This is a genomic window from Nocardia sp. NPDC004711, assembly GCF_053601595.1.
Genome location: NZ_JBSGCB010000019.1, coordinates 77,886 through 100,017 on the forward strand (window position 1 = coordinate 77,886; position 22,132 = coordinate 100,017).

The following is a 22,132-nucleotide window of genomic DNA, read 5'->3' on the forward strand; positions in this document are numbered from 1 at the left end:
ATTCCCGCGCCTGGGGCGGAAATTCTGCTGATTCTATCGATGGCGCACGAGGCCCTTCACGCGCAGGGCCGTGAACTGTGGGAATGCCGAGGCCCGAACCGTGGGAACGCCGTGCCGGGCGCACGGCGGCGACCAGGCATGATCTACCCATGAGCGACGCCGAGGAGACAGCCGGGGAGACAGCGGTTCCGATCGATCAGAACGAGGCCCGCAGCATGTGGCCGTTCCTGGTCGCGGCGAGCGTCATCGCGGTCGTGATCCTGGGCATCGTGATCGCGACGCTGGTCTCGCCGGTTGAGAAGAATGTCACAGATTCCGATCGGCTCGCGGTGGCCGCGGGCAACTTCATCAAGTCCCGTAGCGAGACCGGCAAGTACGATCCGACCCTGTCCTGCAAGGGATTCGACGAGAATGCCTCGCCGCTCAAGGGCGCGGCCGCGACCGGGGCGACCGTCACGTTCGACAAGCTGGCCGACCCGGCCGTCGACGGCGAGAAGGCCACGGCGCAGGTCACTTTCACGGTCTCCGGCGCCCAGACCACCTCGACCTGGCACTTCACCCGGGAGAATTCCCGCTGGTTGGTCTGCAATTCCTGACAACGGCCGAAGTCGCGGCCGGGGTTTGACAGTGGGGCCGTTTTTTCGGCACTCTCAACCCAGGTCATGAGTACCAGCGTCAAGCCCCGGCTGGCTGGTCGGCAACCCTCCTCCGCGGCGGGGTGCTCCGGGTGACGACCTGGCCTCGCATCGGACAGCGGTGCGGCAAGTGCGGATTCACAGGAGGTACAAGTGAGCTACGCGGGTGACATCACGCCGAAGCAGGCGTGGGAACTGTTGCGGGACAACCCCGATGCGGTGCTGGTGGATGTGCGCACCGAAGCCGAGTGGCGGTTCGTCGGGGTGCCCGACACCAGCGGCATCGGCCGGCCGACCGCGCTGATCGAGTGGGTGGACGTCTCCGGCACGCCCAATGCCCGTTTCACCGATCAGCTGAAGCAGGCGCTCGGCGATCGCGGCCAGGACTCGGTCGCGCCGGTCATCTTCATCTGCCGCTCCGGACAGCGCTCCATCGGCGCGGCCACCGCCGCCACCACCCTCGGCATCGCCCCGGCCTTCAATGTGGTCGACGGCTTCGAGGGTGCGCTCGACGGTCAGGGGCATCGCGGCGGCACCGGCTGGCGGGCCGACGGCCTGCCCTGGCGTCAGTCATGAGTTTCGTGTCCGGCCGGATCGCAGGGAGGCAATCATGATCACCGGTGGTTCCTTCGACAAACCGCTCCCCGAGGGCGTCGGCCCCGCTACGCAGGCCGTGCGCGGCGGCACCCGGCGCTCGGGCTTCGACGAGACCTCCGAGGCGCTGTTCCTCAATTCGGGTTTCGTCTACGAGAGCGCCGAGGCGGCCGAGGCGTCCTTCACCGGCGATATCGAGCACTTCGTCTACTCCCGCTACGGCAACCCGACGGTCGCCATGTTCGAGGAGCGGCTGCGCCTGATCGACGGCGCGGAGGCCTGTTTCGCGACGGCCTCCGGCATGTCGGCGGTGTTCACCGCGCTGGGCGCGCTGCTCGCCGCGGGTGACCGCCTGGTGGCGGCACGCAGCCTGTTCGGCTCCTGCTTCGTGGTGGCCAACGAGATCCTGCCGCGCTGGGGCGTGGAGACCGTCTTCGTCGACGGCGAGGATCTGGACCAGTGGGAGCAGGCGCTGTCGGTGCCGACCCAGGCCGTCTTCTTCGAGACCCCCTCCAACCCCATGCAGACCCTCACCGATGTGCGCGCGGTCTCCGATCTCGCGCACGCGGCGGGCGCGAAGGTGGTGCTGGACAACGTCTTCGCCACCCCGCTGCTACAGCGCGGCTTCGACCTGGGCGCGGACATCACCGTGTACTCGGGCACCAAGCACATCGACGGGCAGGGCCGCGTCCTCGGCGGCGCGATCCTCGGACCGCAGGACTACATCGACGGCCCGGTGAAGAACCTGATGCGCCACACCGGTCCGGCGCTGAGCCCCTTCAATGCGTGGACGCTGCTCAAGGGTCTGGAGACCATGCCGCTGCGCCTGCGCCAGTCGGTGGACTCCGCGCTGAAGATCGCCGGGTTCCTGGAGACCCATCCCGCGGTGGCGTGGGTGAAGTACCCGTTCCTGTCCTCGCACCCGCAGTACGAGCTGGCCAAGCGTCAGATGTCCGGCGGCGGCACGGTGATCACCTTCGAGCTGAAGGCGTCGGAGAACGAGGCCAAGAAGCGCGCTTTCGAGGTGCTCAACCGCCTGCGCATCGTCGACATCTCCAACAACCTCGGCGATGCGAAGACGCTGATCACGCATCCGGCCACCACCACCCACCGGGCGATGGGCCCGGAAGGTCGTGCGGCCGTGGGGATCACCGATGGCGTGCTCCGCATCTCGATCGGACTCGAGGATGTGGAGGACCTGCTCAATGACCTGGACCAGGCGCTGAGCTGATCCGACGAGTATTCGAAAAGGGCCGGAACCCACTGGGTTCCGGCCCTTTTCGTGCTCAGGGGCCGACGGGGATTCGGAAGCAGCCCTTAGAGCCGTCGAGCCTTGTTTGACAGCATGCTGTCAAACATGACAGCATGCTGTCATGATGAAAACAGTCCACATGGCCGTGTACGACACCTTCTCGGACTGGGAGGTCGGGCATGCGACCGCACACATCAATCGCGAACTCTGGCACCGCGAGCCGGGAACCTGGCAGGTGAAGACGGTCGCCCTCGGCGCCGCGCCGATCACCTCGATGGGCGGCATGCGGGTCCTGCCCGATCTGGTCCTCGATGAGCTGAAGCCCGCCGACAGCGCCATGCTGATCCTGCCGGGACTCGAAACCGAGCAGCATCCCGAGACGCCGGCGGCCTTCGCGCGCAAGGCCCGGGAGTTTCTGGCGGCCGGGGTGCCGGTGGCGGCGATCTGCGGCGCGACGTTCGGGCTGGCGCAGGAGGGCCTGCTGGACGATCGGCGGCACACCAGCAATGACGCGGGATATCTTGCCTACAGCGGATATTCGGGTGGCGAGCACTATGTGCAGGCGACCGCGGTCACCGACGGTGACCTGATCACCGCGACCGGCACCCGACCGGTCGATTTCGCCCGCGAGATCTTCGCGCGCCTGGGTATCTACGAGCCGCACGTGCTGGAGTCCTGGTACCGGCTGTACGGAGACAATGATCCCGCGGGCTTCTACGCGTTGTTCGAGTACGAGCAGCAGCGCGCGGCGGCCGCGCAATGACCCGCACCGCGCAGCAGCTGTTCGGGGCGGCGGCCGTCACCTCGTTCAAGCTGAACGGCCAATTCCTCTCGATCGCAGAGGAATTGGCCAAGCCGTCCGGGATCACGGTCGCGTGGTGGCAGGTGCTCGGCGCGATTCTGCACGAACCGCTCCCGGTGGCCGGTATCGCCCGCGAAATGGGTATCACCCGCCAGAGCGTGCAGCGCATCGCGGATGTGCTGGCGGACAAGGGATTCGTGGAATACCGCCCCAATCCGGCGCATCGGCGCGCGAAGCTGGTGGCCATCACCGAGGCGGGTCACGACGCGGTGCGGCGGATCGACCCACAGCACGCGGCCATGGCGAAACGGCTTGTGGCGCAGCTGGGTATCGAGCAGCTCGCCCACATCGTGGACGCGCTGACGACCCTGTCGGGCGCCCTCGACGCGCTCGAGGGCGACGCGACGGGCATGGCCTGACTACAGCGCGAACGGGTCCTTGGTCTTGCCGACCAGGGCGGCCACCGACGGCAGGATGGTGGTCGGGCGGTACGGGAACTGCTCGACCAGGGCCGGGGTGGAGATGCCGGTGGTGACCAGGATGGTCCGCATGCCCGCCTCCAGGCCCGAGATGACGTCGGTGTCCATCCGGTCGCCGATCATGACGGTGGACTGGGAGTGGGCACCGATGCGGCGCAACGCCGATCGCATCATCAGTGGGTTGGGTTTACCGACGTAGTAGGGCTTGCGGCCGGTGGCCTCGGTGATGAGGGCGGCGACGGAGCCGGTGGCCGGAAGGATGCCTTCGCGGGACGGGCCGGTGGCGTCCGGGTTGGTGGCGATGAAGCGCGCGCCCGCGGAGATCAGCCGGATGGCGGTGGTGATGGCTTCGAAAGAGTAGGTGCGGGTTTCACCGAGCACCACGTAGTCCGGGTCGGAATCGGTGAGAACGTAACCGATTTCGTGCAGCGCGGTCGTGAGGCCGGATTCGCCGACCACGTAGGCGGTGCCGCCTGGGCGCTGGTCGTTGAGGAAGGTCGCGGTGGCGAGGGCGGAGGTCCAGATGGACTCGACCGGAATATCGAGGCCGGTGTGCCTGAGCCGGGCCTGCAGGTCGCGCGCGGTGTAGATCGAATTGTTGGTGAGCACCAGGAACGGAATGTCGTTGTCGCGCAGTTCGGCGAGGAACTGATCGGCCCCGGGCACCATGTGATTCTCGTGCACGAGGACGCCGTCCATGTCGGTCAGATAGGAGAGGATCGGTTCAGCGCTCGAGTTGGTCACGCGCACATTCTCCGCTATCCCGGAACCGAACGCTCATATATTCCTGCTCTTGCCGACCGCCCGACCGGTTTTATCCCCGGAATACCGTCCGCCCACCCGGGGTTCGATCCCTTGGGTGTGACCCCTGCCGCACCGCGTTTCACCGCTGACCTATCGTGCGAAGTAGGACCGTTCGCGATGCCCGGTGTCGCGGCGGTCGTGCGGGAGGTTGGCCCGCACAGCTCGAGCGCAGCAAGGCGACAGGAGTGCCCAGGTGAAAGACCTCAAGCTCGGTTACAAGGCGTCCGCGGAACAGTTCGGCCCGCGCGAACTGGTGGAGCTCGCGGTGGAAGCGGAGGCGCACGGCCTCGACAGCGCCACCGTCTCCGACCATTTCCAGCCGTGGCGGCACAATGGCGGGCACGCCCCGTTCTCGCTGGCCTTCCTGGCCGCGGTGGGCGAGCGCACCAAGCGCATTCAGCTCGGCACCTCGGTGCTGACCCCGACTTTCCGCTACAACCCCGCGGTCATCGCGCAGGCGTTCGCCACCATGGGCTGCCTGTACCCGGATCGCATCATGCTCGGCGTCGGCTCGGGTGAGGCGCTGAACGAGATCGCCACCGGATTCCAGGGCGAATGGCCTGAGTTCAAGGAGCGTTTCGCGCGCCTGCGCGAGTCCGTGGATCTCATGCGCGCCCTGTGGACGGGCGAGCGGATCGACTTCGACGGCCAGTACTACAAGACCGTCGGCGCCTCGATCTACGACGTGCCCAAGGGCGGCATCCCGGTCTACATCGCCGCGGGCGGCCCGCTGGTGGCCCGCTATGCCGGCCGCGCCGGTGACGGTTTCATCTGCACCTCCGGCAAGGGCATGGATCTCTACACCGAGAAGCTGATGCCCGCCGTCGCGGAGGGCGCCGCCAAGGCCGGCCGCTCCGTCGACGACATCGACCGCATGATCGAGATCAAGATCTCCTACGACACCGATCCCGTTCTGGCACTGGAGAACACCCGCTTCTGGGCCCCGCTCTCGCTGACCGCGGAGCAGAAGCACTCCATCACCGATCCCATCGAGATGGAGGCGGCCGCCGACGCGCTGCCGATCGAGCAGATCGCCAAGCGCTGGATCGTGGCCAGCGATCCGGACCAGGCGGTCGAGCAGATCAAGCCGTACCTGGACGCGGGCCTGAACCACCTGGTCTTCCACGCGCCCGGTCATGATCAGCGCCGGTTCCTGGATCTGTTCCAGCGCGATCTGGCGCCCCGCCTGCGCGCCCTCTGAGTCGGTTCACGCGGTGACCTACGGGGACGGGCGACCCTCGCGGGCGTCCGTCCCCGAATATTCGCGGCCGGGTAACCGGGTACGCGCGGAAATCAGCCCATAACGGTCGGTAGGCTTTCGCCCATGGCTGCCACACCGGTTTCCAGTGTGTACATCGCGTCCCCCGAGGGCGACACCGGCAAGTCGACGGTGGCGCTCGGTGTCCTGCAGGCCCTCGCGGCCACCACGCCGCGAGTGGGCGTGTTCCGGCCGATCACCAGGTCCGCGACCGGGCGCGACTACATTCTCGAGCTGCTGCTCGAGCACTCCACCTCCGACGTCGACTACGACCAGGCCATCGGCGTCACCTACGAACAGGTGCACGAGGATCCCGACGCGGCGATCAGCGAGATCGTCATGCGGTACCACGCGGTCGCCAAGCAGTGCGACGCCGTGCTCGTCATCGGCTCGGACTACACCGATGTCGCCAGCCCCAGCGAACTGCGCTACAACGCCCGCATCGCGGTGAACCTCGGCGCGCCCGTACTGCTGGTGGTGCGCGGAATGGGCCGCACCCCCGAGGAATTGGGCCAGCTGGTGGAGCTGTGCCGCGCCGAGCTGGCGGCCGAGCACGCCAAGCTGGTGGCGGTGATCGCCAACCGGTGCGAGCCCGGGCAGCTGGAAGCCGACGCCGCCGCCCTGAAGCAGGTCTGCACCGTGCCGTCCTGGGCGCTGCCCGAGGTACCGCTGCTGCAGGCGCCCACCATGGAGGAGCTGCGCGAGGCGATCGGCGGCGAACTCTACAGCGGCGACCCGGAACTCATGCAGCGCGAGGCGCTCGAGGTGATCGTCGGCGGCATGACCGCCGAGCACATTCTGGAACGCCTCGCCGACGGCGTCGCCGTCATCACCCCCGGTGACCGCTCCGACGTGCTGCTCGCGCTGGTGAACGCCCATGAGGCGGAGGGCTTTCCGTCGCTGGCCGGCATCATCATGAACGGCGGCATGCTGCCCGAGCCGTCCATCGCGCGACTGATGGCGGGCCTCAAACCCAAGCTGCCCATCGTCGCCACCGACCTCGGCACCTTCGAGACCGCCAAGGCCACCGCGCTCACCCGCGGCCGCGTCTCGCTGTCCAGTATCCGCAAGGTGGACACCGCGCTGGCCCTCATGGAGCAGCGGGTCGATCCGCGGGAACTGCTGCGGCAGATCGAGATTCCCATCCCGAACATCGTCACCCCGCAGATGTTCGAGTACCAGCTCATCGACCGCGCCCGCAACGACCGCAAGCGCATCGTGCTGCCCGAGGGCGACGACGACCGCATTCTGCGCGCGGCCGGCCGGGTGCTGCAGCGCAAGATCGCCGACCTGACCATCCTCGGCGACGAGGCTGCGGTGCGCGGCCGTGCCGCCGAGCTCGGCGTGGACATCGAGGCCGCCGAGGTGCTCGATCCCAAGACCTGCCCGCTGCGCGACGAATTCGCCGAGGAGTACGCCCGCCTGCGTGCCCACAAGGGCATGACGGTGGACCGCGCCCGCGAATTCATGAGTGACATCTCGTATTTCGGCACCATGATGGTGCACATGGGGGTCGCCGACGGCATGGTGTCGGGCGCGGCGCACACCACCGCGCACACCATCCGCCCGTCCTTCGAGATCATCAAGACCGAGCCGGGCGTGTCCACCGTGTCCAGCGTCTTCCTCATGTGTCTGGCCGACCGGGTGCTGGTGTACGGCGACTGCGCCGTGGTGCCGGACCCGACCTCCGACCAGCTGGCCGATATCGCCATCTCCTCCGCCCGCACCGCCGTCCAGTTCGGCATCGATCCGCGCGTGGCCATGCTCTCCTATTCCACGGGCGAGTCGGGGTCCGGCGCGGACGTCGACAAGGTGCGCGCCGGCACCAAGCTGGTGCACGAGCGGGCGCCGGAACTGCTGGTGGAGGGGCCGATTCAATACGATGCCGCGATCGAGCCCACGGTGGCCAAGACCAAGCTGCCGAATTCCGAAGTGGCGGGCCAGGCGACGGTCTTCATCTTCCCGGACCTCAATACCGGCAACAACACCTACAAGGCGGTGCAGCGCAGCGCCGGGGCCGTCGCCATCGGCCCGGTGCTGCAGGGTCTGCGCAAGCCGGTCAATGATCTGTCGCGGGGCGCGCTGGTCGCGGACATCGTGAACACCGTCGCGATCACCGCGATTCAGGCTCAGCAGGAGGCGTGATGAAGGTTCTGGTGATCAATTCCGGATCCTCGTCCATCAAATATCAGCTGCTCGATCCGGCGACCGCCGATGTGTGCGCGCAGGGCGTGGTGCAGCGCATCGGCGAGGCGGTCGAGCCGGATGGGGTGACCGTCGAACACACCTCGGGCGAGAAGACCTTCGAATATCAGGGGCCCATCGCCGATCACGCGCAGGGCCTGCGGGTGGTGTTCGATCTGTTCAGCGCGAGCGGCCAGGATCTGGCGCACGCGGATCTGGCCGCGGTCGGGCATCGGGTGGTGCACGGCGGTGAGGTCTTCTACCAGCCGACGCTCATCACCGACGCGGTGGTGCAGGCCATCGCCGACCTGTCCTCCCTTGCGCCGCTGCACAATCCGCCCAATGTCATCGGCATCGAGTCGGCGCGCGCGCTGCTGCCGGAGGTGCCGCAGGTCGCGGTGTTCGACACCGCCTTCTTCCACAATCTGCCCGCCGCGGCGAAGACCTACGCCATCGACGCGGAAATCGCGGCGGCGCACGGTGTTCGCAAGTACGGTTTCCACGGCACCTCGCACGATTACGTGTCCGGCCAGGCCGCGGCCTTCCTGGGAAAGGACAGAACCGAGCTCAACCAGATCGTGCTGCACCTCGGCAACGGCGCGTCGGCCTCGGCCATTCGGGCCGGGCAGGCGGTGGACACCTCCATGGGCCTGACCCCGCTGGAGGGCCTGGTCATGGGAACCCGGTCCGGGGATCTGGATCCGGGGATCATCTTCCACCTCATCCGCACGGCGGACATGGATGTGAACGATGTGGACGCCCTGCTCAACCGGAACTCCGGGATCAAGGGCATCTCCGGTGTCAATGACTTCCGGGAGCTCGGCCGCCTCATCGAAACCGGCCATCCGACCGCGAAATTGGCGTTCGACGTCTACATCCACCGGCTGCGGCGCTACATCGGCGCCTACCTGATCGAGCTGGGGAAGGTGGACGCCATCACCTTCACCGCCGGTGTCGGCGAGAACGACGCCAAGGTGCGCGCCGAGTCGCTGGCGGGACTGGAGCGGTACGGGATTCGCATCGACGCCGACCGGAACACCGCGAAAGACCGTACGGCCCGGCGCATCTCGACCGACGACTCGGACGTGTCGGTGCTGGTGGTCCCGACCAACGAGGAACTCGCCATCGCCCGCGCCGCCGCCGATCTGGTCGGCTGAACGCCACGGCACCCGCACAGCGATTCGGACTTCACGAAAACATCATGATCGGCCTGGCATGGTGGTCACCGGATCCGGTTCGCCCGGTCCACCGGAACCCGTGTCGCACCACGCACAACCGTGGTAGGGGCCGAAATTCCCTCGCCGGCCCCGTGGTTCGCAGACTGCCTCTGTGACCGCCGCGGGCGACACGGGACTCTTCCGGTTTTTCAGAACCAGGATTTGGCGCGCACCGCGTTGGCCAGATCCACCAGCGCGTACCGGTGGGTGCGTTCGGGCGCGGAGCGGGCCAGGCCGCGCAGGCCGGTCTCGATGCCGCGCCGGAGATCCCGCTCGGTGAACGGTGACCCGAACAGCTTGGAGCCGACCGATTTCGGCAGCTTCCCGGCCTGCACCCAGCCCAGCGCGACCCCCAGGGTGAGAATCCGCAGCTGGGCCGCGCGTCCCTCGCCGGGCGGCAGATCCTGCACCCGCGCCGCCGCCACCCGCAGCGTCGACTCGTCCAGCTCCGCGGCGGGCGCGCAGGTCAGCAGCATGAGAATGGCCGTCATCCGGGCCTCCGCGTAATGCCGTGAGGCGGGCGGCACCTGATCCAGCGCGTGCACGGCGGCGGTGATGTTCCCGGCCGCGGCCAGCTGGCGGGCCAGGCCGAAGGCCGCGCTCACCACGCCCCGATCGGTGCGCCACACGGTGGCGTAGTAGTTCTCGGCGTAGGACCGCCATTCCTCGGGATCGGGCGAATCCCAGTGCTGGAGAATGAGTTCCGCGGTAGCGGCCAGCGCCAGCTTGGGCGCGATCTCGCCGGGCAGCGCCTCCAGCACGGCGTCGAAGCGGGCGAAAGCGCGCTCGTACTCCAGTTCCAGCAGCTCGGTCAGGCCCAGGTACCAGTCGATGCGCCAGTCCGGGGCCGGCGGCAGCGGTTCGTCGGTGAGCCGGGCCAGCAGCATGCGGGCGGCCGCGGGCTCGTCGAGGTCCAGGTGGGCGCGGGCCTCGGCCAGCGTCACCTCCAGTTCGAAGGTCTCGGGCGCACCGCCGGGTTCGGCCGACGCGCGCTGGCGGGCGTGCCGCAGTTCGTCGAGAGAGTGCCGGGGTTCGGGATGCGCGGCCCCGGCCAGCAGCGGCGCGGACGGGTCGCCCGGATCGATGATGGGCACCGGCAGCGCCGCCACCACATCGCGGGGTTGCAGCAGGGTGTCGCGGGGGACGCCGTCGATGATGCCGTCGGTCTGCGCGATGAGCTCGCCGGTGCCGAAGCTGGTGCGCGGCGGGCTGAACAGGGTGGACAGCTGCGGATGCTCGGTGCCGGTCTCGACGGCCAGGATCTCCCGCAGCACCCCGGTGAGCTGCGCGGCCAGCAGCCGCGCGGAGGGGAAGCGGCGCTCCGGGTCCGGGTGGGTGGCGCGCAACAGCAGCCGGTAGAGGAACGGGTGCCGGGCCAGCACCGGCTGCTCCTTCGGATCCGGGATGCCGTCGACGTAGGCGCCGCGCTCCATCGGCAGGTGCAGGGTGAGCACGGCCAGCGTACGGCCCACGGTGTAGATGTCGGAGGCCACCGTCGGCCCGGTGTGCGCGATCTCGGGCGCCTGGAATCCCCTGGTGCCGTACAGGTTTCCGTATGCCTCGAACTGGGTGACCGCGCCCAGGTCGATGAGTTCCACCCGGTCGGTGGTGATCATGATGTTGTCGGGCTTGAGGTCGTTGTAGGCCAGCCCCACCGAATGCAGATAGTCCAGGGCCGGAAGGATTTCCAGCAGGTAGGCGATGGCCTCGGCGACCGGCATGCGGTCGGGCGCATGGTGATCGAGCAGATCGCGCAGCGAATGCCCGCCCACGTACTCCATGACGATGTAGCCGATCGGCGTCCCGTCCGGCCCCGGGTGCTCCACGAAGTTGTGGATCTTCACGATGCTCGGGTGCGCGACCTCGGCCAGGAACTGCCGCTCCGCCAGCGCGACCGCCTGCGCCTCGGCGTCACCGGCGTGCAACAGGCCCTTGAGCACCACCCAGCGGTCGCTCACATTGCGATCGATGGCCAGGTAGATCCAGCCCAGACCGCCGTGCGCGATACAGCCCTGGATCTCGTACTGGCCCGTCACCCGGTCGCCGGGATACAGCGAGGGCCGGAAATCGTAAGGCGCGCCGCAGGTCCGGCAGCTGCCCGCGGTGGTGGACACCCGGGTCGGGGTGGCCCGCCCGACCGGTTTGCCGCACCGCCAGCAGAACCGCCGCCCCTCGGCCACCACCGGATCGTCGAGCACGGCGGCTTCCGGATCCACCGGCTCCACCGCCGGGATCGGCACCAGTCCGGCCCCGAGCCGCCGCACCGCGGGGCGCGGGCGGGTCATGCGGGCGGTGCGCTGGGAGGGCCGGGTCGGGGTGCGCGGCTCGCCCTCGGCGCTCGAAACACCCGGCGCCACCGGGATTTCCGGTTCCACGGCGGTCGGCTCCGTGCCGGGGAATTCCGCGCGCGGCGTCGGCTCGGTGCGCTCGGCGGGCCGGGTGCCCGCGCCGTCGTCGTCGGCCGGTGCGTGCCGCGTGGTCAGCTCGGTCCGGGCGGGCCAGTACGGCCCCACGGTCAACTCGGTGCGCGCGACCGCCTGCGTCCCCTCGGGCTGCTCGGGTGTGGTCATCGTCAGTCCTGATACCTCGGGGGCGGCGGAATGGCGGCGTCGCCGAGCTCGGTCACCAGCCAGCGGCGATAGAGCCGGTTCCAGGTCCCGTCCGCGCGAATGCGTTCCAGGGTGCCGTTGACGAAGCGGACCAGATCGTCCGCGCCCTTGGAGATGCCGATCCCGTACTGCTCGGTGCTCAGGTTGGGTCCCACCACCTCGGTGGCCGGATCCTGCTCGGCCAGCCCGGCCAGCACGGTGTCGTCGGTGCTCACCGCGTCCACCTGCCGCTGCTGCAGCACCACCAGGCAGTCGGCCCAGGTGGGCACGGTGAGGATGGACGCGGCGGGCTGCGAGCGCCGGATCAGGTCCAGGGAGGTGGTGCCGTTGACCAGGCACAGCCGTTTGCCCGCCAGATCTGTCAGTCCGTTGATGCCGGAGTTGCGCACGGCCAGCACGCGCTGATGCGCCTGCAGATACGAGGTGGAGAAGGTAACCGTCTGCCGCCGTTCACAATTGATGGTCATGGTCTTCACCACCACGTCCACGGTGTGCTCCTGCAGCGCCCGCTCACGGTCGGCGGAGCCGAGGATCCGGAACTCCAGCGCCCCCGGATCGCCCAGCAGGTCCCGGGCCACCTCGCGGGCGATCTCCACATCGAATCCGGCGAGCGTGCCGCTGGCCGGGTCCCGGAAGCTGAACAGATTGCTGCCCGGGTCCAGGCCCACCAGCAGCCGCCCCCGCGCCCGGATGGCGTCGATGTCCGGCCCGCTCCTGGTGCCATTGGGCCGCAGGCTCGCGGTCGGGTCACCGCAGTCGGTCACCTCCGGCGGCGGCGCGCTCTGGGTCTGTGCCGCAACGGCTCCCGACGGCAGTGGCGGCTCGACATAGCTGGGCACCCGGGTCGAGGGCGCGGGCGGCGGGGGACTGGTGTCCCCGCAGGCGGCCGTGCAGGCCACGGCCGCGGCCAGGGCCGCGAGAGTCAGGGAGCGGACGGGTCTTCGGGTCATCGGTACTCCCGCAGTCGGGGCCAGAGACCGGCCGCGATCAGCACGGCGGCGGCGGTGCTCAGCACCAGCGCCCCGGGTCCGAGCAGGTCCAGCGTGCGGGCGGCGTGCGAGGTGTCGGTGCGCAGCATGTCCCGGGTGTCGGCGATGCCGTCGCCGAGCGCGCGGTCCAGCGCGTCGGTCTGAGCGGCGGCCTCGTTGGCGCCCGGCCCGGTGGCGACCGCGGCCGCGCCGATGAAGTCGCCCTTGGACAATGCGTCGTTCATGCGCTGGTGCGCGGCCCGCCAGCGGTCCAGGGCGGCCGCCGCGGTCTGCACGTCGCTCGCGCCGGGCGCGTCGGTTCGATAGCCGGACAGGATGTTTCGCAGTTTGTCGATGGCCTGGTCGTAGGCCTTGTCGTAGTCCGCGCTGGTGTCGCGGCGCACCAGCTTGAGGGTTTCCGCGGTGCGAGCCTGCTGGGCCAGGATGCGGCTCTGGGTGAGCGCCGTGGTGGGGGTGCTGCCCTGGTCGCGGGCGTGGGTGGTGTCCACCGCGGAGATGATGCCCGCGATCACCGTCCAGGCCAGCAGCACCACCATGGTCCCGGTGGCCAGCAGCAGCCCGAGATTGAGCACCCGGTGCCAGCGCCGGTACAGGAACAGCTGTGCCGCGATCAGCGCCGCCACCACCAGCAGCGGCAGCAGGATGGCGGGCCAGGGCGGGCGCACGTGGGTGTGCTGGGTGGCGGTGATGGCGGTGGACCGGTGCTCCTGCAGTTCCTGCGCCATCGGCAGCAGCGTTCCCTGCATGAGGTTGGACGCCTCGCTCAGATAGGCCGCGCCCACCGGCTCCCCGGCGCGGTTGTCGACCCGCGCGGTCTCGATGACGCCGGTGTACACCGGCAGCCCGGTGGCGATGCCGCTGCGCAGCTGCGTATCCGTGTCCCCGTCACTGCGATTGGACTGGATCACCAGTTCGGCCGCGGCCTCGCCGATCGCCTGGTTGTACCGGTCACGCACCGGCTTCGGTTCCAGCCCACCGGAAATGAAGGCGGCACCGGCCGAGGCGTCGGCCACCGACAGCGAGGTGTAGAGCCGCTGCGCCGAATAGGCATCGGGCTCCGACTGATCCAGCAGGACGTCCAGGGCGTGTTGCCGGTTGGTCACCGCGGTGTCGGTCACGATGCCGGCCGCCACGCACAGGCTCAGCAGGACCAGCCCGATGGCGATCAGTTTGGCCGGGGAGGACCGGGCGAAACTGCGCAGTTCGGTGGTCGCGAAGCGTTCGCGCCAGGCCGCCGCGGCAGTGCGCGGGGACAGCTCCGCGAGCCGCAATTCCTCGGTGCGAGCCATCCTCACCTCCTACTGACCGATATCGAACGACCGACTTGTTGCTGCCGGATGAGCTTATTGTGGACGTACCGCCGCTGTGACGCGGGAATCCCCGCGGTCTGCTCCGCTGAGCGGGGGCTGTGCACGGCAGTGCGGTCGGACGATGGGATTGCGAAGATGCGTGGTGATGGGGACGGGTGGGCGGAGAGTCCGGATGGCACCCGCCAGTGGGGTCGTTTCGGCGCTGCCGGACTGTTGCTGCGCGCCCCGCTGGCCGGCGGCGGATCTGCAGTCCTGCTGCATCATCGGGCCGCCTGGACCCATCAGGGCGGCACCTGGGCGCTGCCCGGCGGAGCCCGCGACTCCCACGAGACCAGCGTGCACGCGGCCGTCCGCGAGGCCGAGGAGGAGGCGGGCATCGCGCCCGGCTCGATCCGGGTGCGCGGATCCCGCGTGACCGCGACCGCGCCCAGTGGCTGGACCTACACCACCGTCATCGCCGATGCCGCCGATCAGCTGCGCACCCGCGGCAACCAGGAGAGTCAGAACCTGATCTGGGTGCCCGAGGACGAGGTCGAGGACCGGCCGCTGCACCCCGGCTTCGCCGCGGCCTGGCCCGCCCTGCGCGCCACGCCCACCCTGATCAGTCTCGAGGGAATCGCCGATACCGGCGTGGTGGCGGCCGCGTTGCCGCGCACCCTGGATCTGGCCGGTCAGGGATTCCTCTGGCTGCATTCGAATGGCGGCGGGATCGGCCGCACCGCCCGCATCGGCGCGCCCGAATCGGTCACGGAACAGACCGATTTGGCCGGAAATGTGTTGTTCCTCACTCTGGATCAGGTGTTGTCTTGAGGCGTGACAACGCGCGAGGTCCCCACCTACTGCCGGATCTGTGAGCCCCTCTGCGGGCTGATCGCCACCGTCGAGGACGGGAAGCTGGTGCGCCTGCGCGCCGACAAGGACCATCCGCTCTCCCGCGGCAACGCCTGCCCCAAGGGCATCGCCTTCACCGAGATCCAGAACGATCCCGACCGGGTGCTGTATCCCTTGCGGCGCACGGCCGCCGGCGCGTTCGAACGGGTCTCCTGGGACACGGCGCTGGACGAGATCGGCGCACGCCTGCGCGGGCTCATCCGCGAGCACGGAATCGAAAGTCTCGGCTGGTATTTCGGTAATCCGTCCTCCTTCTCCTATTCACACACCCTGTGGATGGTGGGCTTCCAGCTGGCCGCCGGGTTGAAGCATGTGTATTCGGCCGGTTCCCAGGACATCAACAACCGCTTCGTGGCCAGCGAGCTGCTCTACGGCTCCCTCACCACCGTGCCGGTGCCCGATCTGGACCGCACCGATTTCCTGCTCATGCTGGGCGCGAATCCCCTTGTCTCACACGGCAGTGTGCTGAGCGCGCCGCGTATCCGCGAGAAGCTGACCGCCATCACGAAGCGGGGCGGGCGGGTGGTGGTGGTCGACCCGCGAAACACCGAGACCGCCAAGCTGTTCGAGCACGTCGGCGTGCGACCGGACGGTGACGCCTGGCTGCTGGCCGCCCTGTTGCAGGTGATCTTCGACGAGGGTCTGGAAGACGCCGGGGCACTGCGCCGCCAGGCCGGCGGCGCAGGTGAATTACGGTCAGCCGTAGCGCGTTTCACGCCCGAATACACCGCCGAGGTCACCGGCCTCGAACCCGATCGGGTGCGCGCCCTGGCCCGCGATCTGGCCCGTGCCGAATCCGCCGCGGTCTATGGCCGCACCGGCACCTGCCTGGGCAGGCACGCGACCCTGGTGGCCTTCCTCATCGACGTCCTGTCCCTGGTGACCGGAAACCTCGACCGGCCGGGCGGTTCGGTCTTCGGCAAGGAACTGGTGGCGGTCTCCGAGCTGAGCGCCCGCCTCGGTTTCGCCGGTTACGGCAAGAACCATTCCCGCATCGGCGGATTCCCGGACGTGCTGGGCACCTTCCCGGCCGCCATCATGGCCAAGGAGATCACCACGCCCGGCCCGGGGCAGCTGCGTGCCCTGTTCACCTCGGCGGGCAATCCGGTTTCCTCGGTGCCCAACGGCCGCGAACTGGCCGCCGCGCTCACCGAACTGGACCTGTTCGTTTCCATGGACATATATGTCAACGACACCAACCGGATGGCCGACTACATCCTCCCGGCGACCACCTTCCTGGAGCGCGACGACATTCCGTTGCCGTTCACCGCGTTCTCCCCGACGCCGTACACCCAGTACACCGAGCGGGTCGTCGAACCGTACGGGGAGGCTCGCGAGGAATGGCGGATCATCGACGCCATCGCGACCCGGATCGGCGTGCAGCCCTTCGCCGTCGGCCCGGCCCGCCCGGCCGGTCGCCTGCTGAGCGTCCTGCGCCGCCGCGTCCCGGGCCTCGGCTCCGCCCGCCCCACCCCGACCCTGCTGGCCGACCTGGCCCTGCGCACCGGCCCCTACGGCGACCGATTCGGCCTGCGCCGCAATGGCCTCAGCCTGCGCATGCTGCGCCGTCACCCGCACGGGGTGGTGCTCGCCGACAGCATCGCCACCGGGGTGCTGCGGAACGTGGTGCGGCACCAGGGGGGCCGCGTGCGGCTGGACCCGGACGAGATCATCGGCGAACTGCGCACCCTCAGCGCGCGGCCGGCCGATCCGGCCTATCCGCTGCGCGTCATCGGCCTGCGCGAACTGAAATCCCACAACTCGTGGATGCACAATGCGGAGCCGCTCATGCGCGGCGACCGCGAGCACGCCGCCCGCATCAATCCCAAAGACGCGGCGATGGCGGGCATTTCCGACGGCGACCGCTGCCGGGTCACCTCCGCGCACGGCGCCATCGAGGTGACCGCCCGGCTCACCGAGGACATGACCGAGGGCACCGTGGCCATTCCGCACGGCTGGGGGCACGACGGCGGCTGGCAGCGCGCCAATGCCGCCGGGGGCGCGAACGTGAACGACCTGATGTCCACCGATCTCGCCGATGTGGAACGCCTCGCGGGCATGTCCAACCTGAACGGCGTCCCGATCCGACTCGACCCGGTCGGCTAGCTAGCGGTCGTTCTCCAGGATCCGCTGCTTGATGGCGCGGGCGGCGGCCGCCGGATCGTCGGCCTCGGTAATGGCCCGCACCACCACGATTCGCGTCGCGCCCGCGTCCAGCACCTCGGGCAGGCTGCGGGCGTCGATGCCGCCGATGGCGAACCACGGCCGGTGCGTGTGCGAATCGGCGGTGGACCGGACCAGGTCGATGCCCGCCGGGGTGCGGCCCGGCTTGGTCGGGGTGGCGTACACCGGCCCGGTGCAGAAGTAGTCGATGTGCTCGTCCACCGCGGCCAGTCCGGCCTGCGCGCGATTGTGCGTGGAGCGGCCCAGCACCACCTCGCCGCCCAGGATCTGCCGCGCGTACCAGGGCGGCAGGTCGCCCTGGCCCAGGTGCAGCACATCCACCCCGGCCGCGAGCGCGATATCGGCGCGGTCGTTGCACGCGACCAGGGCGCCGTGGCGACGGGCGGCGGCCTTCAGCTCGGCCAGCGCACCCAGTTCGGCCTTGGCCTCGAGCGGCCCGAACTGCTTCTCCCCGGGCGAGCCCTTGTCCCGCAGCTGGATGATGTCGACGCCGCCGGCCAGGGCCGCCTCGGCGAACTCCGCCAGGTCACCCCGGTCCCGGCGGGCGTCGGTGCACAGGTACAGCCGCGCGGTGGCGAGGCGTTCCCGTGGGGTGGCGGGCCGGTTCGGGTGGGAGGGTTGCACAGCCTCGACGGTAGTCGCGCTACGGTGTTCGAGTCGAAACGACCCGAGGGAGCGCACCCGGCGTGCAGCCGCGCGACGCTCCCGCCGAGTCCACTGTTTCGCCCGATATATATGCAGGTCCCGCGGATGCCGGGATGAGTTAGGTGGATTCACATGCGGACTCTGGCCGTCGTCGGCGGCGGTGTGATCGGACTTTCGGTAGCCTGGCGTGCCGCCGGAGCGGGCTGGACCGTCACCCTCTTCGACCCGGCCGTGGGCTCCGGATCCTCCTGGGTGGCGGGCGGCATGCTCGCCCCGCTCTCGGAGGGCTGGCCCGGTGAGGACGCCGCTCTCGCCTTCGGCGCCGCCTCCCTGATCCGCTGGCCCGGTTTCGCCGCCGAGCTGCGGGCCGTCACCGGCACCGATGTCTTCGTCGCCGATCAGACCCTGACCGTCGCCCTGGACGGCGCCGATGCCGCCGACCTGCGCACCATCGCCGACTGGGTGAATGCCCGCGGCCATGAACTGCGCCTGCTGGACCGCGCCGGGGTGCGCGCCGCCGAACCCGGCCTGGGCCGCGGCGTGCGCGCCGGACTGCTCGCCGTCGCCGAACCCGCCGTGGACAATCGCGCCCTGGTGACCGCGCTCCGAACCGCCTGTGCCGCGGCCGGAGTCGAGTTCCGTGCGGAGCCGGTGGAGTCGCCGGCGGGCCTGCCGCACGATCGCATCGTGCTCGCCACCGGCGCCGCGGCCGCCGACCTGTGGCCCGGTCTGCCGGTCCGCCCGGTGAAGGGCGAGATCCTGCGCCTGCGCCGCCGCCCCAGCGCCCCGCCCGTGCCCGCCCGCGTGGTCCGGGCCCGGGTGCACGGCCGGCCCATATATCTTGTGCCGCGGCGTGACGGAATCGTGCTGGGTGCAACACAATACGAAGTCGGGTTCGACAACGCCGTCACCGTCGCCGGTGTCCGCGACCTGGTCACCGATGCCGAGGCCGTGCTGCCGGGTATCGGCGAGTACGAATTCGCCGAGGCCATCGCGGGTTCGCGCCCGGGCTCGCCCGACAATCTGCCGCTGATCGGTTACCTGGACGAGCGGGTGATCGTGGCCGCGGGACACGGCCGCAACGGCATTCTCGACACCCCGGTCACCGCCGACGCCGTCCTGGCGCTGCTCGCCGACACCGAGCTGCCCGAGGCGCGCGCCGCGGACCCGCGCCGGTTCACCACCGCCGCACCGTTTCACCCAGGAGGAGTCCGATGACCGCAATTCCGGTCGGCGTCACCGTCAATGGCGAGGATCATGTTTTCCCCGACGAGCTCACCATCCGGCAGCTGCTGGAACGGCTGAACCTGCCGTGCCAGGGCGTGGCGCTGGCCATCGACGGCGCGGTGTTCCCCAAGTCCCGCTGGGACGAGCCGGTCGGCCGCGGCTGGGAGATCGAGGTACTGACGGCGGTGCAGGGTGGCTAGCGCGATCGAACCGCTGGTCATCGCGGGCCGCGAGTTCGGCTCCCGGCTCATCATGGGCACCGGCGGCGCGGAGAATCTGGCCGTGCTGGAGGAGGCCCTGGTCGCCTCGGGCACCGAGCTGACCACGGTCGCCATGCGCCGGGTGGACGCCGCGGGCGGCACCGGCGTGCTGGACCTGCTCAAGCGGCTGGAGATCGCCCCGCTGCCCAATACCGCCGGCTGCCGCACGGCCGCCGAGGCCGTGCTCACCGCTCAGCTGGCCCGCGAGGCTCTCGAAACCGATTGGGTGAAGCTGGAAGTCATCGCCGACGAGCGCACCCTGCTGCCCGACGCCATCGAATTGGTTGCCGCCGCAGAGCAATTGGTGGACGACGGCTTCACCGTGCTGCCCTACACCACCGACGACCCGGTGCTGGCCAAGCGCCTCGAGGACACCGGCTGTGCTGCGGTCATGCCCCTGGGCTCGCCGATCGGCACCGGTCTGGGTATCGGCAATCCGCACAATATCGAGATGATCGTGGCCGCCGCGGGCGTGCCGGTCATCCTCGACGCGGGCATCGGCACCGCCAGTGATGCCGCGCTGGCAATGGAACTCGGCTGCTCGGCGGTCCTGCTGGCCACCGCGGTCACCCGCGCCCGGCAGCCCGCGCTGATGGCCGCCGCCATGGCCCGCGCGGTCGAGGGCGGATGGCTGGCGCGGCAGGCGGGTCGAATCCCCAAGCGCTTCTGGGCCCAAGCCTCCTCGCCCGGATTCTGAAGCGCCGCACTCTGGTTCGCGGCGCGTTTGGTTCTTGACCGAGTGGAGCGGGGGAGCGAAGCGGAGGGAAGAACGAGACCTCCAGCGACGCGAACCCGCCCGGAGCGAAGCGGAGGGCAAATCGGACACAGTCATCCTCAGGGATGGTTCGCTCCGGGCCTCTCTCTAGGCGCTGAGCTGCGCCTTTGCTCGCTGGTAAGCGCCGGGTATGTCACAAGATGTCACAACCGGCGCGAATACCCGTTCCCACGCCGCCGAGGCGGCCTCGCGGAACTGGTCGTCAGCGTCGATGTACACCCCGGTCACGGGCGAGGCGATCGACCCTTGGGCCTCGTGGCCGAGCCACGATCCGACATGGTGCGGACCGATGCCCGGCTGAAGAGCGAGGTGCGTTCCGCACGTCTTCCGCGCCTTGTGCAGCGTCAGATAGTCGATCGGCAACGAGTTGATCAGGTCGGCCCATTGCTGCCACGGGTAGGCGTTCGTCACGGGTCCGCCGCTGCCCTCGTGCACCACGACGTGAGTCGGCGGCTCGCCGTCGACGCCCCACCGCCGCCCCGAGGCGAGGTGCCGCTCGCGCTGCCAGCGCAACACCAGCTTCAGCGCCGCGACCGCCGAGGGCGGGAAGGGAAGCTCACGCTCGGAGGCTTCGGACTTCACTGTGTCGGTGCGCGTCTGCTCGACGCCCTCGCCCCTCTCCGCGGGCTTGCGACGATCGCGCTTGCGCTGCTCGAGCACCCACGCCCGGCCTGTGCTCATGTCGATCCGATCCCACTCCAGCCCCGCGATCTCGCCCCGGCGCAGGCCCAGGAACCCGAGCAAGCAAATAGCAAACAGGTTGAGGCCATCGGCCGAGGCCGCGGTGAGGATGATCGAGACCTCCTCGAGGGTGAATGCCTCGCGCTTCGGGCCATGTACGGCGCCCGTCGCGCGCTTCTTGAAGCGCGGGACCAGCGCGGCGTGATTGGCATCGAGAAATCCCTCATCGCGCAGACCCTGTAGCACCGACTCCAGACGGGCGAGCATCTTGTTCACCAGCGCAACCGACCACGGCCGGCGCTTTCTACCGGATGGGCCGGGATGCGGGCACGTGCCGGTGTGGAGCTGGTGGGCGAGCTTGGCAATCTGGACCTTGTGCAGGCGCCGGACGGGCAACCGGCCGTAGGCATCCTTCACTGGCTGGAGCAGGTCCAGGTAGATCACCACCGTGTCCCGGTCGGCCGACTGCACCTGAGCCCATTCGTCGATTGCCTCGGCGACGGTGAACCTCGCCGAGCGGCCGGACAGGCTGCCCCTGGCCGACTTCAGCGAGTGTCCGGCGTCGTACTCGACCGCCTCGGACTCGCTATAGAACGTGATCACGTCGAACGTCGGCTTGCCGGTTACCGGGTCGACGCCCGCGCGGCCTCGAAATACCCACCGCTCCGGAGATCGTGGTCCGGCGGGCTTGTAGGTGATGCTCGACGGCAGGGCCTTCTTACGCGCCATCGCTCACCGCCAGTCCGGCCCTGCGGAGCTGTTCCGTCAGCTGATCCAGCTCGTCGTGTGCAGCGCGGAGTGCTTGCTCTGCCCTGTCTTTCGCCGGTTGGGATTGACGCGGAGCGAACTCGGCTTTGATTTGGGCGAGGTTTGCGTCTCTGACCACTGTACGAAGTGCGGCGTACTGCCGAGACAGCTGAACCTTCTCATTGGTGCTCTGCTGCGTCCGTTCGTCCAAATGGACCTCCCATGCCGGGATCTCTCCCGAAAACCATTGCACGGCTTCAATACTCGTCGTGGTGACGCCTGGCCATACCTCGACGGGGCCATCCATCAATGCCGGATAAAGCAGCTCGACAGGCGATACGCCCAGGGCCAGGGCGAGTGAGATCAACTCCGGGACCGTGATGGTCTTCTTGCGTCCTAGCTCCAGGTCGCTGACTTGTGCCTTGGTCAGTGGGTACCGGAATTGTGCTGTCCGCTCGGCCAGCTTTACCGCGGACAGCTTCGGCGTCCTCCCCTCACGCAGCGCTTTGACTGCTTGACCTACTCGGCCAGCGATATCGGCATCCCAATTTGTCGTCATGGCAACGACAATAGCGGAATACTTGCGTAT

At 69.3% G+C, this 22,132-nt stretch carries 20 protein-coding genes and 1 riboswitch; of the genes, 13 read left to right on the forward strand and 7 right to left on the reverse strand.

Annotated elements, in window-relative coordinates; genetic code table 11:
* The first annotated feature begins 149 nt into the window (after positions 1 to 149).
* The 5 genes from ACWEKS_RS20760 to ACWEKS_RS20780 all read left to right on the forward strand — a co-directional run bounded on the left by ACWEKS_RS20760 (position 150) and on the right by ACWEKS_RS20780 (position 3,702).
* The gene (locus ACWEKS_RS20760) at positions 150 to 596 is read left to right on the forward strand and encodes an Rv0361 family membrane protein (RefSeq protein ID WP_452341594.1); all 447 of its coding nucleotides are present in this window, start codon (positions 150 to 152) and stop codon (positions 594 to 596) included.
* Positions 597 to 658: 62 nt separating this feature from the next.
* Positions 659 to 774, forward strand: a riboswitch (SAM riboswitch).
* 14 nt (positions 775 to 788) lie between these two features.
* Positions 789 to 1,211 (forward strand): rhodanese-like domain-containing protein, encoded by a 423-nt coding sequence (locus ACWEKS_RS20765; protein WP_452341595.1) that lies wholly within the window; start codon positions 789 to 791, stop codon positions 1,209 to 1,211.
* A gap of 34 nt (positions 1,212 to 1,245) precedes the next feature.
* Positions 1,246 to 2,460 (forward strand): O-succinylhomoserine sulfhydrylase, encoded by a 1,215-nt coding sequence (locus ACWEKS_RS20770; protein WP_452341596.1) that lies wholly within the window; start codon positions 1,246 to 1,248, stop codon positions 2,458 to 2,460.
* Between the two features lie 145 nt (positions 2,461 to 2,605).
* The gene (locus ACWEKS_RS20775; RefSeq protein ID WP_452341684.1) at positions 2,606 to 3,244 is read left to right on the forward strand and encodes a type 1 glutamine amidotransferase family protein; all 639 of its coding nucleotides are present in this window, start codon (positions 2,606 to 2,608) and stop codon (positions 3,242 to 3,244) included.
* Entirely contained in the window at positions 3,241 to 3,702 is a 462-nt protein-coding gene (locus ACWEKS_RS20780; protein ID WP_452341597.1) for a MarR family winged helix-turn-helix transcriptional regulator, read from the forward strand. Before ACWEKS_RS20775 ends, ACWEKS_RS20780 begins: the two co-directional genes overlap by 4 nt.
* On the opposite strand, the gene ACWEKS_RS20785 is transcribed toward ACWEKS_RS20780, so the two are convergent.
* Positions 3,703 to 4,461 (reverse strand): HAD-IIA family hydrolase, encoded by a 759-nt coding sequence (locus tag ACWEKS_RS20785; RefSeq protein ID WP_379429045.1) that lies wholly within the window; start codon positions 4,459 to 4,461, stop codon positions 3,703 to 3,705.
* 298 nt (positions 4,462 to 4,759) lie between these two features.
* On the opposite strand from ACWEKS_RS20785, the gene fgd reads away from it, so the two are divergent.
* The 3 genes from fgd to ACWEKS_RS20800 all read left to right on the forward strand — a co-directional run bounded on the left by fgd (position 4,760) and on the right by ACWEKS_RS20800 (position 9,165).
* Entirely contained in the window at positions 4,760 to 5,767 is a 1,008-nt protein-coding gene (gene fgd, locus ACWEKS_RS20790) for a glucose-6-phosphate dehydrogenase (coenzyme-F420) (RefSeq protein ID WP_452341598.1), read from the forward strand.
* Positions 5,768 to 5,890: 123 nt separating this feature from the next.
* Positions 5,891 to 7,969 carry a phosphate acetyltransferase gene (pta, locus tag ACWEKS_RS20795; RefSeq protein ID WP_452341599.1) on the forward strand — a complete coding sequence of 693 codons (2,079 nt, stop codon included), beginning with the start codon at positions 5,891 to 5,893 and terminating at the stop codon, positions 7,967 to 7,969.
* Positions 7,969 to 9,165 (forward strand): acetate kinase, encoded by a 1,197-nt coding sequence (locus ACWEKS_RS20800; RefSeq protein ID WP_452341600.1) that lies wholly within the window; start codon positions 7,969 to 7,971, stop codon positions 9,163 to 9,165. The genes pta and ACWEKS_RS20800 overlap by 1 nt, the downstream gene beginning before the upstream one ends.
* Positions 9,166 to 9,374: 209 nt before the next feature.
* Here ACWEKS_RS20800 and ACWEKS_RS20805 read toward each other — a convergent pair whose 3' ends face one another.
* From ACWEKS_RS20805 to ACWEKS_RS20815, 3 genes are read right to left on the reverse strand one after another with little or no spacing between them, the layout of a single operon-like run.
* On the reverse strand, positions 9,375 to 11,795 hold the full coding sequence (locus ACWEKS_RS20805) for a tetratricopeptide repeat protein (protein WP_452341601.1): 2,421 nt from the start codon (positions 11,793 to 11,795) through the stop codon (positions 9,375 to 9,377).
* 2 nt (positions 11,796 to 11,797) lie between these two features.
* Complete coding sequence (locus tag ACWEKS_RS20810; RefSeq protein ID WP_452341602.1) at positions 11,798 to 12,784, reverse strand: glutamate ABC transporter substrate-binding protein; 987 nt, start codon at positions 12,782 to 12,784, stop codon at positions 11,798 to 11,800.
* A complete protein-coding gene (locus ACWEKS_RS20815; RefSeq protein ID WP_452341603.1) occupies positions 12,781 to 14,112 on the reverse strand; it encodes a hypothetical protein in 1,332 nt (443 codons plus the stop codon). Before ACWEKS_RS20815 ends, ACWEKS_RS20810 begins: the two co-directional genes overlap by 4 nt.
* A gap of 156 nt (positions 14,113 to 14,268) precedes the next feature.
* Between ACWEKS_RS20815 and ACWEKS_RS20820 the strand changes: the two genes are divergently transcribed.
* Together ACWEKS_RS20820 and ACWEKS_RS20825 are read left to right on the forward strand one after the other, a co-directional pair.
* Complete coding sequence (locus ACWEKS_RS20820) at positions 14,269 to 14,943, forward strand: NUDIX domain-containing protein (protein ID WP_452341604.1); 675 nt, start codon at positions 14,269 to 14,271, stop codon at positions 14,941 to 14,943.
* 3 nt (positions 14,944 to 14,946) lie between these two features.
* The gene (locus ACWEKS_RS20825) at positions 14,947 to 17,130 is read left to right on the forward strand and encodes a molybdopterin-containing oxidoreductase family protein (RefSeq protein WP_452341605.1); all 2,184 of its coding nucleotides are present in this window, start codon (positions 14,947 to 14,949) and stop codon (positions 17,128 to 17,130) included.
* Here ACWEKS_RS20825 and thiE read toward each other — a convergent pair whose 3' ends face one another.
* Positions 17,131 to 17,832: a thiamine phosphate synthase gene (gene thiE, locus ACWEKS_RS20830; protein ID WP_452341606.1), complete on the reverse strand. Its 702-nt coding sequence runs from the start codon at positions 17,830 to 17,832 to the stop codon at positions 17,131 to 17,133.
* Positions 17,833 to 17,985: 153 nt separating this feature from the next.
* On the opposite strand from thiE, the gene thiO reads away from it, so the two are divergent.
* The 3 genes from thiO to thiG are packed head-to-tail and all read left to right on the forward strand — an operon-like array spanning position 17,986 to position 20,037.
* On the forward strand, positions 17,986 to 19,071 hold the full coding sequence (gene thiO / locus ACWEKS_RS20835) for a glycine oxidase ThiO (protein WP_452341607.1): 1,086 nt from the start codon (positions 17,986 to 17,988) through the stop codon (positions 19,069 to 19,071).
* Positions 19,068 to 19,280 (forward strand): sulfur carrier protein ThiS, encoded by a 213-nt coding sequence (thiS, locus tag ACWEKS_RS20840; RefSeq protein ID WP_354843470.1) that lies wholly within the window; start codon positions 19,068 to 19,070, stop codon positions 19,278 to 19,280. Before thiO ends, thiS begins: the two co-directional genes overlap by 4 nt.
* The gene (gene thiG, locus ACWEKS_RS20845) at positions 19,273 to 20,037 is read left to right on the forward strand and encodes a thiazole synthase (RefSeq protein WP_452341608.1); all 765 of its coding nucleotides are present in this window, start codon (positions 19,273 to 19,275) and stop codon (positions 20,035 to 20,037) included. Before thiS ends, thiG begins: the two co-directional genes overlap by 8 nt.
* Before the next feature lie 165 nt (positions 20,038 to 20,202).
* Here thiG and ACWEKS_RS20850 read toward each other — a convergent pair whose 3' ends face one another.
* Together ACWEKS_RS20850 and ACWEKS_RS20855 are read right to left on the reverse strand one after the other, a co-directional pair.
* A complete protein-coding gene (locus tag ACWEKS_RS20850; protein ID WP_452341609.1) occupies positions 20,203 to 21,525 on the reverse strand; it encodes a tyrosine-type recombinase/integrase in 1,323 nt (440 codons plus the stop codon).
* Positions 21,515 to 22,102: a helix-turn-helix domain-containing protein gene (locus ACWEKS_RS20855; RefSeq protein ID WP_452341610.1), complete on the reverse strand. Its 588-nt coding sequence runs from the start codon at positions 22,100 to 22,102 to the stop codon at positions 21,515 to 21,517. The genes ACWEKS_RS20850 and ACWEKS_RS20855 overlap by 11 nt, the downstream gene beginning before the upstream one ends.
* Positions 22,103 to 22,132 lie beyond the last annotated feature (30 nt).

Bases quoted from the DNA above. Each gene is read 5' to 3' on its own strand.
- ACWEKS_RS20785 (WP_379429045.1), bottom strand. From the start codon at position 4,461: ATGGACGGCGTCCTCGTGCACGAGAATCACATGGTGCCCGGGGCCGAT.
- ACWEKS_RS20800 (WP_452341600.1), top strand. From the start codon at position 7,969: ATGAAGGTTCTGGTGATCAATTCCGGATCCTCGTCCATCAAATATCAG.
- ACWEKS_RS20760 (WP_452341594.1), top strand. From the start codon at position 150: ATGAGCGACGCCGAGGAGACAGCCGGGGAGACAGCGGTTCCGATCGAT.
- ACWEKS_RS20815 (WP_452341603.1), bottom strand. From the start codon at position 14,112: ATGGCTCGCACCGAGGAATTGCGGCTCGCGGAGCTGTCCCCGCGCACT.
- ACWEKS_RS20820 (WP_452341604.1), top strand. From the start codon at position 14,269: ATGCGTGGTGATGGGGACGGGTGGGCGGAGAGTCCGGATGGCACCCGC.
- ACWEKS_RS20775 (WP_452341684.1), top strand. From the start codon at position 2,606: ATGAAAACAGTCCACATGGCCGTGTACGACACCTTCTCGGACTGGGAG.
- ACWEKS_RS20770 (WP_452341596.1), top strand. From the start codon at position 1,246: ATGATCACCGGTGGTTCCTTCGACAAACCGCTCCCCGAGGGCGTCGGC.
- pta (WP_452341599.1), top strand. From the start codon at position 5,891: ATGGCTGCCACACCGGTTTCCAGTGTGTACATCGCGTCCCCCGAGGGC.
- ACWEKS_RS20855 (WP_452341610.1), bottom strand. From the start codon at position 22,102: ATGACGACAAATTGGGATGCCGATATCGCTGGCCGAGTAGGTCAAGCA.
- ACWEKS_RS20850 (WP_452341609.1), bottom strand. From the start codon at position 21,525: ATGGCGCGTAAGAAGGCCCTGCCGTCGAGCATCACCTACAAGCCCGCC.
- thiO (WP_452341607.1), top strand. From the start codon at position 17,986: ATGCGGACTCTGGCCGTCGTCGGCGGCGGTGTGATCGGACTTTCGGTA.
- ACWEKS_RS20780 (WP_452341597.1), top strand. From the start codon at position 3,241: ATGACCCGCACCGCGCAGCAGCTGTTCGGGGCGGCGGCCGTCACCTCG.
- ACWEKS_RS20805 (WP_452341601.1), bottom strand. From the start codon at position 11,795: ATGACCACACCCGAGCAGCCCGAGGGGACGCAGGCGGTCGCGCGCACC.
- ACWEKS_RS20810 (WP_452341602.1), bottom strand. From the start codon at position 12,784: ATGACCCGAAGACCCGTCCGCTCCCTGACTCTCGCGGCCCTGGCCGCG.
- thiS (WP_354843470.1), top strand. From the start codon at position 19,068: ATGACCGCAATTCCGGTCGGCGTCACCGTCAATGGCGAGGATCATGTT.